Source organism: Streptomyces sp. NPDC104307, from assembly GCF_055584045.1.
In genome coordinates, this window is record NZ_JBVJMU010000014.1 from 169,764 (window position 1) to 183,089 (window position 13,326).

The 13,326-nt window shown below is 70.7% G+C and carries 8 protein-coding genes and 2 pseudogenes; 1 reads left to right on the forward strand and 9 read right to left on the reverse strand.

Annotation, left to right across the window (positions count from 1 at the left end; translation table 11 throughout):
- Positions 1-20 precede the first annotated feature (20 nt).
- The 7 genes and pseudogenes from ACZ601_RS29155 to ACZ601_RS29185 all read right to left on the reverse strand — a co-directional run.
- Complete coding sequence (locus ACZ601_RS29155) at positions 21-3,863, reverse strand: multifunctional oxoglutarate decarboxylase/oxoglutarate dehydrogenase thiamine pyrophosphate-binding subunit/dihydrolipoyllysine-residue succinyltransferase subunit (protein ID WP_440575203.1); 3,843 nt, start codon at positions 3,861-3,863, stop codon at positions 21-23.
- A gap of 257 nt (positions 3,864-4,120) precedes the next feature.
- Positions 4,121-5,197 carry a HAMP domain-containing sensor histidine kinase gene (locus ACZ601_RS29160; protein ID WP_311303251.1) on the reverse strand — a complete coding sequence of 359 codons (1,077 nt, stop codon included), beginning with the start codon at positions 5,195-5,197 and terminating at the stop codon, positions 4,121-4,123.
- Positions 5,194-5,931, reverse strand: coding sequence for a response regulator transcription factor (locus tag ACZ601_RS29165; protein WP_014154105.1), 738 nt, complete (start codon positions 5,929-5,931; stop codon positions 5,194-5,196). The genes ACZ601_RS29160 and ACZ601_RS29165 overlap by 4 nt, the downstream gene beginning before the upstream one ends.
- Before the next feature lie 235 nt (positions 5,932-6,166).
- Positions 6,167-6,859 (reverse strand): spermidine synthase family protein, encoded by a 693-nt coding sequence (locus tag ACZ601_RS29170; RefSeq protein ID WP_469543483.1) that lies wholly within the window; start codon positions 6,857-6,859, stop codon positions 6,167-6,169.
- Positions 6,860-6,976: 117 nt separating this feature from the next.
- The gene (locus ACZ601_RS29175; protein ID WP_469543485.1) at positions 6,977-7,795 is read right to left on the reverse strand and encodes a nucleotidyltransferase; all 819 of its coding nucleotides are present in this window, start codon (positions 7,793-7,795) and stop codon (positions 6,977-6,979) included.
- 48 nt (positions 7,796-7,843) lie between these two features.
- Positions 7,844-8,035: pseudogene (locus tag ACZ601_RS29180) on the reverse strand (cysteine hydrolase); the annotation flags it as partial.
- Between the two features lie 178 nt (positions 8,036-8,213).
- Positions 8,214-8,603, reverse strand: a pseudogene (locus ACZ601_RS29185) (isochorismatase family protein); the annotation flags it as partial.
- Positions 8,604-8,801: 198 nt separating this feature from the next.
- Between ACZ601_RS29185 and lon the strand changes: the two are divergent.
- The gene (gene lon / locus ACZ601_RS29190; protein WP_469543487.1) at positions 8,802-11,228 is read left to right on the forward strand and encodes an endopeptidase La; all 2,427 of its coding nucleotides are present in this window, start codon (positions 8,802-8,804) and stop codon (positions 11,226-11,228) included.
- A gap of 96 nt (positions 11,229-11,324) precedes the next feature.
- Here lon and ACZ601_RS29195 read toward each other — a convergent pair whose 3' ends face one another.
- Both ACZ601_RS29195 and ACZ601_RS29200 read right to left on the reverse strand, forming a co-directional pair.
- Positions 11,325-12,005 (reverse strand): polysaccharide deacetylase family protein, encoded by a 681-nt coding sequence (locus ACZ601_RS29195; protein ID WP_440575205.1) that lies wholly within the window; start codon positions 12,003-12,005, stop codon positions 11,325-11,327.
- A 299-nt stretch (positions 12,006-12,304) separates the two neighbouring features.
- The gene (locus tag ACZ601_RS29200) at positions 12,305-13,168 is read right to left on the reverse strand and encodes a lysozyme (protein WP_469543489.1); all 864 of its coding nucleotides are present in this window, start codon (positions 13,166-13,168) and stop codon (positions 12,305-12,307) included.
- Between the last annotated feature and the right edge of the window lie 158 nt (positions 13,169-13,326).

Below are 13,326 nucleotides of genomic sequence, written 5' to 3' on the forward strand. Positions count from 1 at the left end.
CCCGGTTCGTGATGTGCCGGTCAGGCCTCGAAGACCTCGTCGAGCAGCTGGGTCTGCTCGGCCTGGTGGCGCTTGGCCGAGCCGACCGCGGGCGAGGAGCCGCGCGGCCGCGAGATGCGGCGCAGGCGCTCACCGTGCGGGACGTCGGCGCCGACGGCCAGGTCCAGGTGGTCGATGAGGTTCAGGGCGATGAACGGCCACGCGCCCTGGTTGGCCGGCTCCTCCTGCGTCCACAGGTACTTCTCGGCGTTCGGGTACTTGGCGATCTCGGCCTGGAGCTCGGCACCCGGCAGCGGGTACAGGCGTTCCAGGCGGATGATCGCGGTGTCCGTCACGCCGCGCTTCTCGCGCTCGGCCTCAAGGTCGTAGTAGACCTTGCCGGCGCAGAAGACGACCTTGCGGACCGCGTTCGGGTCGACCGAATCGTCACCGATCACCGGACGGAAGCCGCCGGTGGTGAACTCCTCCGCCTTCGACGCGGCCGCCTTGAGCCGGAGCATCGACTTCGGGGTGAAGACGATCAGCGGCTTGTGGTGCGGGTTGTGCACCTGCCACCGCAGGAGGTGGAAGTAGTTCGACGGCAGCGTCGGCATGGCGACCGTCATGTTGTCCTGCGCGCACATCTGGAGGAAGCGCTCCGGGCGGGCGGACGAGTGGTCCGGGCCCTGGCCTTCGTAGCCGTGCGGCAGCAGCAGCGTGACGCCGGAGGTCTGGCCCCACTTCTGCTCGGCCGAGGAGATGAACTCGTCCACGACGGTCTGCGCGCCGTTGACGAAGTCACCGAACTGGGCCTCCCAGATGACCAGCGACTCCGGGCGGGCCAGCGAGTAGCCGTACTCGAAGCCCATCGCCGCGTACTCGCTGAGCAGCGAGTCGTAGACGTTGTAACGGGCCTGGTCCTCGGAGAGGTAGAGCAGCGGGGTGTAGTCCTCGCCGGTCTTCTGGTCGACGAGCACCGCGTGCCGCTGGCCGAAGGTGCCGCGGCGGGTGTCCTGGCCGGCGAGCCGGACCGGGGTGCCCTCCATCAGCAGCGAGCCGATGGCGAGCGTCTCGCCCATGCCCCAGTCGATGGTGCCGTTGTCCACGGAGGCGGCACGGCGCTGCATCTGCGGCATCAGGCGCGGGTGGACCGTGACCGAGTCGGGGATGTTGACCTGCGACTCGGCGATCAGCTTCACGACCTCCGAGGACACCGCGGTGGTCACGGCCACCGGGAACTCGGCCTGGACGTCCGGGACATGAGGCTGGGACGGTGCGGAGGTGGCCTCGCGGACCTCCGCGAAGACCTTCTCCAGCTGGCCCTGGAAGTCCTGGAGCGCCTGCTCGGCCTCCTCCAGCGTGATGTCGCCGCGACCGATGAGGGACTCGGTGTAGAGCTTGCGCACCGAGCGCTTCTTGTCGATCAGGGTGTACATCTGCGGGTTGGTGAACTCCGGGTTGTCGCCCTCGTTGTGACCGCGGCGGCGGTAGCAGATGAGGTCGATGACGACGTCCTTGTTGAACGTCTGCCGGTACTCGAAGGCGAGCCGCGCGACGCGGACCACGGCCTCCGGGTCGTCGCCGTTGACGTGGATGATCGGCGCCTCGATCATGCGCGCGACGTCCGTCGCGTACATCGAGGAGCGCGAGGACTCCGGGGCGGCGGTGAAGCCGACCTGGTTGTTGATCACCACGTGCACGGTGCCGCCGGTGCGGTAGCCGCGCAGCTGCGACATGTTCAGCGTCTCGGCGACGACGCCCTGGCCCGCGAAGGCCGCGTCGCCGTGGAGCGCGACGGGCAGGACGGTGAAGTCCGTGCCGCCCTTGTTGATGATGTCCTGCTTGGCGCGGGCGATGCCCTCCAGGACCGGGTCGACCGCCTCCAGGTGCGAGGGGTTGGCGGCCAGCGAGACCTTGATCTGCTCGCCGTCCAGACCGGTGAAGGTGCCCTCGGCGCCCAGGTGGTACTTCACGTCGCCGGAGCCGTGCATGGACCGGGGGTCGAGGTTGCCCTCGAACTCGCGGAAGATCTGCGCGTACGACTTGCCGACGATGTTCGCCAGGACGTTCAGCCGGCCGCGGTGGGCCATGCCGATGACGACCTCGTCCAGGCGCGCCTCCGCTGCGGAGTCGATGACCGCGTCGAGCAGCGGGATGACGGACTCGCCGCCCTCCAGCGAGAACCGCTTCTGGCCGACGTACTTGGTCTGCAGGAACGTCTCGAACGCCTCCGCGGCGTTGAGCCGGCGCAGGATCCGCAGCTGCTCCTCGCGCTCCGGAGCGGGGCGCGGACGCTCCACCCGGTCCTGGAGCCACTTGCGCTCCTTCGGGTCCTGGATGTGCATGAATTCGATGCCGGTGGTGCGGCAGTACGACTCACGCAGCACACCGAGGATGTCGCGGAGCTTCATCAGGGTCTGCCCGGCGAAGCCGCCGACGGCGAAGTCCCGCTCCAGGTCCCACAGGGTGAGGCCGTGCTCGGTGATGTCCAGGTCGGGGTGCTTGCGCTGGCGGTACTCCAGCGGGTCGGTGTCGGCCATGACGTGGCCGCGGACCCGGTAGGAGTGGATCAGCTCGAAGACCCGTGCGGCCTTGGTGACGTCGTCGTCGTGCGAGGCGTCGATGTCCTTGAGCCAGCGGACCGGCTCGTAGGGGATGCGCAGCGCCTTGAAGATCTCGTCGTAGAAGTCGTTCTCGCCGAGGAGCAGCTGGGAGAGGATCCGCAGGAACTCGCCGGAGGCGGCGCCCTGGATGACCCGGTGGTCGTACGTCGAGGTCAGGGTCATGACCTTCGAGATGCCCAGCTTGTTCAGGGTGTCCTGCGAGGTGCCCTGGAACTCCGCCGGGTAGTCCATCGCGCCGACACCCATGATGAGGCCCTGTCCGGGCATCAGGCGGGGCACCGAGTGAACGGTGCCGATGCCGCCGGGGTTGGTCAGCGAGGCGGTGACTCCGGAGAAGTCGTCCATGCCGAGCTTGCCGTTGCGGGCCCGGCGGACGATGTCCTCGTAGGCCTGCCAGAACTCGAAGAAGTTGAGCGTCTCGGCCTTCTTGATGGCCGCGACGACCAGCTGGCGGTCGCCGTTCGGCTTCACCAGGTCGATGGCGAGGCCGAGGTTGACGTGCTCCGGCTTGACCAGGGTCGGCTTGCCGTCCTTCACCGCGAAGGAGTGGTTCATCGCCGGCATGGCCTTGAGGGCCTGCACCATCGCGTACCCGATGAGGTGCGTGAAGGAGATCTTCCCGCCCCGGGCGCGCTTGAGGTGGTTGTTGATGACAATGCGGTTGTCGAAGAGCAGCTTCACCGGGACGGCGCGGACGGACGTGGCCGTCGGCAGCTCCAGCGAGGCGTTCATGTTCTTCGCGACCGCGGCGGACGGGCCGCGCAGCGTTACGTACTCGGGCCCGGCGGGGGCCTCGGTGGCCGGTTCCGCGGCGGCCTTGGCGGCCGGAGCCGGGGCGGCCTTCGCGGGAGCCGGTGCCGCCTTCGCCGGAGCGGCCGGAGCCGCTGGGGCGACAGGGGCGGGCGCGGGCGCCGGGGCGGCAGGCGCGGCCGGGGCCGGGGCCTGGGCCGCGGGCTGCGCGGGCGCGGCAGGGGCGGTGTGGTTGGTGGCGGTCGGCGCGGTCACGGGCGGAGCCGTGGGCACCGCAGCCCCCGCGGCTGCGGCGCCGGGAACGGGCTTGTCCGCCGTGCCGGACGTACCCGGCTTGTAGTCGGCGAAGAAGTCCCACCAGGCGCGATCGACCGAATTGGGATCCTGGAGGTACTGCTGGTAGATCTCGTCGACGAGCCACTCATTGGGGCCGAAAGCAGCAGCCGGGTTCGAACCCGGGCTGGCTTGGTCGGTCGAGATGCTCGAGTTACTGGGGGACTGAGACGACACGGCGGCAACCGCCCTCTTCCGCTTCACAAGGTGGTGGACAGCGGAAATCAAGGCTACGCCTCCCGGACCGTTCCATGCGGACCGGGCCGGTCTTCGTCGTGCAAGTCACATCGAAAGTCGGGTTTCGGCGCAGGAAATGGCGGGAAACAAGCTTGGTTCCGCATTGCTCCGGGTACGCGAGACCGCAGTTACGGCCCCTTGGACCGTACCCCTTGAACAGAACACGCAGAACGTGCCCTTCCGGTTCGAACCCTATGTCAACCTCGCGGTTGATGGATCCCCGGAAGAGTGACGCGGATGCGGCATCCGCGAGCTGATTCGGCCACACCGATCCGTCCGCCGTGCAGATCCACCGCCCAGCGGGCGATCGCCAGGCCGAGCCCGGTGCCGCCATCGCTGCCCGGACCGTGCGGGGACGTCACGTCGCCCCGGTTGAAACGCTCGAAGACCCGGTGCCGCTCGGACTCCGGAATGCCGGGGCCCTCGTCCAGGACCTCCAGATGCAGGGACTCGGGCTGACTGCCGCGCCGGGCGCGCACCGTCACCCGGCCGTGCGGCGGGCTGTGCTTCACCGCGTTGTCGATCAGGTTCGCCACCACCTGGTGCAGCCGCTCCGCGTCCGCGTGCGCGGTCAGCTCGGGCGGCGACACGTCCAGATGGAGATGGACGTCCTTACGGGTGGAGTTCCCGGAGCCGGAGGACAGCCGGCGGTGGCCGGTGGCCAGGTTCGCCTCCTTCAGCACCCCCGACAGATACGGCCACACCTCGAACCGGCGGGCCTTCAGCGTGACGACGCCGTTGTCCAGCCGGGACAGGTCCAGCAGCGTCTCCACCAGCCTGCCGAGCCGCTCGGTCTGCTTGAGGGCGGTGCGCATGGTCTCCGGATCGGGCGAGGACACCCCGTCCACGACGTTCTCCAGCACCGCTCTCAGCGCCGCGATGGGGGTCCGCAGCTCGTGTGAGACATTCGCCACCAGCTCCTTGCGGTGCCGGTCCACGGCCGCCAGATCGTCCGCCATCAGGTTGATCGTCTGGGCCAGATCGCCCAGCTCGTCACGCCGGTCGGCGCCGCTCACCCGTCTGGTGTAGTCGCCGTGCGAGATCGACCGGGCCACGGCCCGCATCTCGTCCAGCGGCGCGGTCAGTCCGTGCGCCACGAACTGGGTGATCAGCAGGGTCGCGATGACCGAGAACACCGTGATGAACCGCAGCTCGGTGCGGGTGCGCAGGGCCACCATCAGCAGCCCGGTCGTGATGAAGACCGAGACCACCACGAGGGTGCCCAGCTTGGCCTTGATCGAGAACGGCCGCAGCCCCGGTCCGGGCGCGGTCATGGCGCCGGGGTCTCCAGGGCGTAACCGACACCGTGCACGGTACGGATGCGCTCCGCGCCGATCTTCCGGCGCAGCGCCTTGATGTGGCTGTCGACAGTCCTGGTGCCGGAGGCGTCCGCCCAGTCCCAGACCTCGGCCAGCAGTTGCTCCCGGGACAGCACCGCGCGCGGCGTGTTGGCCAGGCAGACCAGCAGGTCGAACTCGGTCGGCGTCAGGTGGACGTCGTCCGCCCGCACCCGCACCCGGCGCTGCGCGTGGTCGATCTCCAGCTCGCCGAGGCGCAGTATGCCGCTGCGCGGCGTCACGGCGGCCAGCGCGGCCCGCTCGACGCGGCGCAGCAGGACGTGCACCCGGGCCGCCAGCTCACGCATGGAGAACGGCTTGGTCATGTAGTCGTCGGCGCCGACCCCGAGTCCGACGAGCATGTCGGTCTCGTCGTCCCTTGCGGTCAGCATCAGGACCGGCACCGGGCGCTGGGCCTGCACCCGGCGGCAGACCTCCAGCCCGTCGAAGCCGGGCAGCATGATGTCGAGCACCATCAGATCCGGCTGCCAGGCCTCGGCCGCGTCCACGGCCGCGGGGCCGTCGAGCGCGGTCTGCACCAGGAAGCCCTCGGCCCGCAGCCGGGCGGAAATGGCATCGACGATCGTCGCGTCGTCCTCGACCACCAGCACCCGGCGCTGCGCGCCAGGGGTGGCCGCGACACCGTTGTGGGTGGTGTGTGTCTGTTCCATCGCCCCGCCCCTGCCCGTTCTCGCGGGGGCCATTCCCCCGGACGCACGGTTATCGCTTGTGAATTTCGCGGGAGATCCCGTTATCGGTCAGCAGCGTAAAGGCAGCGGGCCGTTCCCGGCTACGCAGGGTGCAAGGGCGTGGGGGTGCGCGGCCCGCGCGAAGGAGGTGGAGTGTCGCTCTTGTGGCGCTTGGCCCCCGGGCGTCCCAGGGGCCCGGATACCCGGCGGGGGAATCTCACTCGGCGCGAAGTGCGAGATGGACCACGTCGGGCACACCTCGGGCAACGCCGACCTCTTCGGTCCGAACCCCATGGAATCCGGCATCGCGCAGGGCTTCCTCGAACGCGGCGGACGGTTGCGCGGACCACACCGCGAGCACCCCGCCGGGCGTGAGGCACCGGAGGCAGTCGGCCAGCCCGGCGGGGGAGTAGAGGTTCCCGTTGTCCTCCGTGACCGTCCAGTCCGGTCCGTTGTCGATGTCCAGACACAGCGCGTCGTAACGTTCCGTAGTGGTACGGAGATGGGCGACGAGATCCGCCGTCAGGATCGCGGCCCGCGGATCGGCCAGCGCCGCTCCCGAGATCCCGGCCAGCGGCCCGCCCAGGTGCCAGTCCACGATGGCCTGTTCCCGCTCCACCACCGCGATCCGGCCCCAGCGCGGTTCCGCGGCGGCCCGCGCGAGCGAGAACCCGACGCCGAGGCCGCCGATGAGCACCGCCGGGGCCGGCCGGTCCGCGGGCAGCGCGGCGAGGGCGGCGTCGATCAGCAGCCGCTCGGAGCGCCCGTCCGAGGTGTCCATCAGGAAGCACCCGTTGGCGATGATCTCGAAGTCGTCGCCCCGCCTGCGCAGGACGACCTCCCCGTACGGTCCCTCGCGGCGGTCGAGGGTGACGGGGGCGAGGGCGTCGGGGCCGTGGGTGTGGTGCATGGCGCGGGTCTCCGGTGGGTTGGTCGGCGGGTGCGGTCACCGCCGGTCGGTGTCGGGCCCATCCTGGCCCGAGCGGCGCTTCCTGGGCCAGTGGGGTGCCCCGGACCGTGGAGGTGTTCAGGGGCGCGGGGCCTTCTCGCCGTGCACCGCGATGTGCTCGGCCGCCAGCCACGGGGCGAGGTCGTCGACGAGCATCGACAGGACGGCCGGGTCCGCGGTCGGGGCGCGGCCCGTGCGGGCGGCCAGCCGCATCTGCTCGGCCCGCTCGGGCTGGTGGGGGTAGTAACGGGCGAAGAGCTCGGCGCACTCGGTCAGATCGCTGGTCCAGCCGCCCCACCTGGGCATCACCAGGGTGAAGCCCGTCCGCACGATGCGGCGGGCGACGCGGCGGCTCATGGCGCGGCGTTCGGAGTCCGTCGTCGCCCCGGCCGCCCGCTCGTGCCAGCGCGGCAGCAGCAGGCACAGGTCGCCGTTGGTCTCCCGGGCGAGCAGTGAGCTCGGACGGTAGCGCGGCAGCCGCCCGGCGAGGTCGTCGCCGAGCAGCGGGGTGCACAGGCAGGCGAGGAAGAAGCCCGTGTCATGGCGTTCGAGTTCGCTGAGCACGGTGTCCCTGCCGGACAGCAGGATGCCGACGCCGTCGATCTGCTCGAACGACGCGTCGAGTCCGGCCTCGACGGCGTCGGCGTCGGCCCGGTCCGTCTCGGTGGGCTCGGCGTGCAGGACCAGTTGCAGATCCAGGTCGGAGACGCCGGGAACGGCCGTGCCGCGCGGAATGCTGCCGTAGAGGTAGGCGCTGTCCAGCCGGTCGGGGCCGAAGACCCCGGAGATCCGGGACCGGGCGGCCGCCACGACCGGCGCGAACCGCTCCGGCACCCGGCTCAGCGAGCCCTCGCGGGCGATCGTGCCGTCCGGTTCCAGCCCTCTGTCTTCGTTCATACGCGCACTCTGCCCTGTCGCCGGGGCCGCGCCGAACGCTTTTCGGGCTCAGCGCGGACGCGAGGGCGGGGCGGCGAACGTCACGTCCGCAGCCGGCACGGTGACCTCGGCATCGCCGCTGATCGCCCACGCCGCGACCCGGGACACCACGGCGGCCGGGACGGCGGCGCTGATGCCGGGGGCGGCCGGGACGTCCTGCGTCGCGTGGGCGTCGTACGGCAGGACGACCCGGTAGTCCAGGGCGTGTCTTCAAACTGCCGTCGTTGCCCGAAGGGCGGCCGGGCGGCGTCAGGTGCGTGCTCTCGGCGTGCCGGCCCCAGGCCCCTGTACTGGACGTACCGGGGTCTGGGGCCGGCACGGCGAGAGTGCGTGCATGGCGTCGCCCGGCAGACGGCAGTTTGAAGACACGCCCTGGGGCCAGGGCGGTACGGGCGGTGGCCTGGACGCACATCTCCGACATCACCCCGCACACCGCGAGCGACCGGGCCCCGGCGCCGCTCAGCAGCTCTCCCAGCCGGGTGCCCGCGAAGCCGTCGTCCTTGGTCTTGCGGATCACCACCTCCCCGGGACCGGCCTCGACGGGCAGGTGCAGCGCCCAGCCCGGGGTGTGTGGCTCGTCGTCCGAGCCGGGCGCGCCGTCGTTCTGGAGGTGCACGACCAGCGCGCCGCCGCTCCGGGCGCGTGCGATCAGCTCGGCCACCCGCTCCAGGAGTCCGGCCGCGCCGGGCACCGCACGGTCGCCCGTCACCCCGGCCTTCTGGACGTCGACGACCAGCAGGGCATGCGAGGGGTGAGCGGCATCGTTCATGGCGCCATCCTGTCGGGCACGGCCCGCGCCTTCCACGGGATTTCGCGGGCGCTTCCGTGTGTTGCACGAGAGGCGGGCGCAGGCAGTCGTCACCTGATCGTGTTGCTGATCGCTCACAGCGAACACAGACCGGGGAACATTGAGCAGCTCATAAGCATTGAGTCTGCATAGCTCAACTTGACTGCCGAAGGGGAGATCATGGCTACTGAGTCCAATGCGGTCACACCGCTCACCCTGCCTGTGCTGCCGCTCGACGACGAGGTCGTGCTGCCCGGGATGGTGGTGCCTCTGGACCTGTCCGACACCGACGTACGCGCCGCTGTGGAGTCCGCGCAGGCCGTTGCCCGCGCGGGCGGCGGCAAGCCCGAGGTGCTGCTCGTCCCGCGCGTCGAGGGCACCTACACCGGCATCGGTGTCATCGGCACCGTCGAACAGGTCGGACGGCTCTCCGACGGAGACCTCGGCGCGCTCATCCGGGGCCGCGGCCGGGTACGGATCGGCGCCGGAACCACCGGACCGGGCTCCGCGCTCTGGGTGGAGGGCACCCGGGTCGACGCGTCGGCCCCCGACCCCCTCCCCGGAGCCGTCAGCGAACTCGCCAAGGAGTACAAGGCGCTCGCCACCAGCTGGCTGAAGCAGCGCGGCGCCTGGCAGGTCGTGGACCGGGTCCAGCAGATCGAGGACGTCTCCGCGCTCGCGGACAACTCCGGATACTCCCCCTTCCTCACCACCGCCCAGAAGGTGCGGCTGCTGGAGACCGCGGACCCGGTCGCCAGGCTGAAGCTCGCCATCCAGTGGCTCGGTGAACACCTCGCGGAGCAGGACGTCGCGGAGTCCATCGCCAAGGACGTCCAGGAGGGCGTCGACAAGCAGCAGCGCGAGTTCCTGCTGCGGCGCCAGCTCGACGCCGTCCGCAAGGAGCTCTCCGAACTCAACGGCGACTCCGGCTCCGGCGACGAGTCCGACGACTACCGGGCCCGCGTCGAGGCCGCAGACCTTCCCGACCACGTCCGTGAGGCCGCGCTCAAGGAGGTCGACAAGCTGGAGCGCTCCTCCGACCAGAGCCCGGAGGGCTCCTGGATCAGGACCTGGCTCGACACCGTCCTCGAACTGCCGTGGACCGAGCGGACCGAGGACGCCTACGACATCAAGGGCGCCCAGGAGATCCTGGACGCCGAGCACGCCGGGCTCCAGGACGTGAAGGAGCGCATCACCGAGTACCTCGCGGTGCGCAAGCGGCGCGCCGACCGAGGTCTTGGCGTCGTCGGCGGGCGGCGCGGCGGTGCGGTGCTGGCGCTGGTCGGGCCTCCCGGGGTCGGAAAAACCTCGCTGGGTGAATCCGTGGCGCACGCCATGGGCCGCGAGTTCGTCCGCGTCGCGCTCGGCGGCGTCCGGGACGAGGCGGAGATCCGCGGCCACCGGCGCACCTACGTCGGCGCGCTGCCCGGACGCATCGTCCGGGCCATCAAGGAGGCCGGTTCGATGAACCCGGTCGTCCTGCTCGACGAGATCGACAAGGTCGGCTCCGACTACCGGGGCGACCCGGCCGCGGCCCTCCTCGAAGTGCTCGACCCGGCCCAGAACCACACCTTCCGCGACCACTACCTGGAGGTCGAACTCGACCTCAGCGACGTCGTCTTCCTGGCCACCGCCAACGTCCTGGAAGCGATCCCGGAAGCCCTGCTCGACCGGATGGAGCTGGTCAGGCTCGACGGCTACACCGAGGACGAGAAGGTCGTCATCGCCCGCGACCACCTGCTCCCGCGCCAGCTGGAGCGGGCCGGTCTGGAGCCGGACGAGGTCACCCTCGACGAGTCCGCCCTGCGCAAGCTGGCCGGCGAGTACACCCGCGAGGCAGGGGTGCGGAACCTGGAGCGTTCCGTGGCCCGGCTGCTGCGCAAGGTGGCGGCCCAGCACGAGCTCGGTGACCGGGAACTGCCGTTCACGGTGACCGATGAGCACCTGCGCGGCCTCATCGGCCGGCCGCACCACGTCCCCGAGTCCGCCCAGGACCCGGCCGAGCGCCGCACCGCGGTGCCGGGCGTGGCCACCGGGCTCGCGGTGACCGGTGCCGGGGGCGATGTCCTCTTCGTGGAGGCCTCGCTCGCCGACCCGGAGACCGGTGCCTCCGGACTGACCCTCACCGGCCAGCTCGGTGACGTCATGAAGGAGTCCGCGCAGATCGCGCTGAGCTTCCTGCGCTCGCACGGGGCGGAGCTGGAGCTGCCGGTCGCGGACCTCAAGGACCGGGGCGTGCACATCCACTTCCCGGCGGGCGCGGTCCCCAAGGACGGCCCGAGCGCCGGCATCACCCTGACGACCGCGCTGGCCTCGCTGCTCTCCGGACGCCTCGTCCGCACGGACGTGGCGATGACCGGTGAGGTGTCGCTGACCGGACGGGTGCTGCCGATCGGCGGGCTGAAGCAGAAGCTGCTGGCCGCCCACCGCGCGGGCATCACCACCGTGGTGATCCCGCAGCGCAACGAGGCCGATCTGGACGACGTCCCCGCCGAGGTGCTGGACACGCTGGACGTCCACCCGGTCACCGACGTCCGCCAGGTGCTGGAGATCGCCCTCGCCCCGGCCTCGGCCCCGGCGGAGCGCAGGATCCCGGCCGCCGCGTAGGCGCCGCGCAGTGACGGGCGCGGCACCACGGGCGCGGCCGGTACGGACGGCCCGTCACCCCTCGCGGGGTGGCGGGCCGTTCCGCGTACGAGAGGCCTACGGACGGTAGATCGTGCCCGGGACCGGCTCGGCGGGCGCCATCAGCTGGGGGACCGTCACGAAGGTGTAGCCCTGCTTCTTCAGCGCGTCGATGATGCCCGGCACCGCGGGCACCGAGCCCTTGTAGATGTCGTGCAGCAGGATGATGCCGTCCTTGCTCGCCTGGTCGAGTATCCGCTTCTTGATCAGCGCGGAGTCGGTCGTCGAGTAGTCCTTGGCGGTGGCGCTCCACAGGATCTGGGAGAGCCCCAGGTCCTTGCTGATGTTGGAGACCGTGTCGTCCGTGCGGCCCTGCGGCGGGCGCATCAGCCTCGGCTTCTTGCCGGTGATCGCCGCTATCGCGTCCTGCGTCTTCTCCAGCTCGGCGCGTATCTGGGCGGGCTTCTTGTCCGTCAGGATCTCGTGCGACCAGGTGTGGTTGGCCACCTCGTGACCCTCGGCCTCGATCCGGCGGACCGTGTCGGGGTGCTTCTTCACATGGTTCTTGCCCAGCAGGAAGAAGGTCGCGTGGACCTTCTCCTTCTTGAGGATGTCCAGCAGGTGGGGGGTGTCCTCGGCCGGGCCCGCGTCGAACGTCAGGGCTATGCACTTGGCCTTGCGGCAGTCCACCGGACCGAAGGACCCCTTGGAGTCCGAGGCGGCGTCGGCGCGTGCGGAACCGGGGGCGGTGGTCTCCATCGAGCAGCCGCTGAGCGTGAGGGTGAGGGCCGTCACAAGGGTGACGGCCAACCCCGTACCGATCGACTTCGTCCTACTGGGCAAGGCGGGTCACTCCCTCTTGGCTGAATGGCGCACTCGGCGTGCGCCCGGAGGGACTATACACACCGCGTATACATGCCATGTATAGCGGGGGTGCCTGCCTTCCCCGGAGGCTTAATGCCTGGTCAGGGGCTTGAAACGGGAAGAACCCGGCGACGGGGTGCGTCGCCGGGCTCTTCTGTGGGGAGGCTGCGCCGGGCGGCCGCCGGCGGGGCGGCTCAGCCGTTGGCCAGCGCCTGTACGCGGTCGAGGGCGCCGTTGAAGTGGCTGTGATCGCCCACGGTGGGGCCGGTCGAGGTGTACTGCCACATCGTGTAGAAGCCCCAGCCGGCCGGGAGCGCGCCGACCGTGGAGTTGTAGCGGGCCACCCAGAGCGGGTTGGTGGTGCCGAAGCCCGCGTTGTTGCCCGTGCAGGTCTGCCACCAGCTCGTCGCGGTGTAGATGACCGCGTCGCGTCCGGTGCGCGCCTTGTAGGTGTTCACGAAGTCGCGGATCCAGGAGACCATCGCGGCCGGGGTCTTGCCGTAGCACTGGTCGCCGTACGGGTTCCACTCGATGTCGAGCGCGCCCGGCAGGGTCTTGCCGTCCTTCGACCAGCCGCCGCCGTGGTCGACGAAGTAGTTGGCCTGGACGGCGCCGCTCGTGGTGTCCGGGGTGGCGAAGTGGTACGAGCCGCGGATCATGCCCACGTTGTACGAACCGTTGTACTGCTGGGCGAAGTCCTCGTTCGTGTAGTACGTGCCCTCGGTCGCCTTCACGTACGCCCACTTGACGCCGCTGCTCCAGAGGGCGGCCCAGTTCACGGCGTTCTGGTGGCCGCTGACGTCCACGCCCTCCGTCTGCGCGGCACGGGTGCCGGCCGGCAGCCCGCCCCGGCCGTCGTGGGCGACGACGCCCATGCCCATGGTGGCCGAGCCCCTGGCGGGCTTCGTGGGGTCCCCGGTGGCCGGGTTGCCCGCGGCGCCCGCGGCGCCCGCGGCGCCCGGCAGGGTGATGAGGAGGGAGAGTGCTGCGAGCAGAGTTCCCGCGGCCGCGATGCGTGAGCGGCGGGCGGTCTTCGAGCCGGATCTGTGCACGGGCATTGCGTGCCTCCGAGGCCTCAGTGGGGGGATCTGCTGACTCAGGGACCGGTGCGCGCACCCCTGATGGCACGTCATGGTGTGAACATGCCATGCATGACGCTACGCACGTAGACCCGTGCTGCGGAAGAGGGCCAGGGCGGTGCCGTTGGTCTACTCCT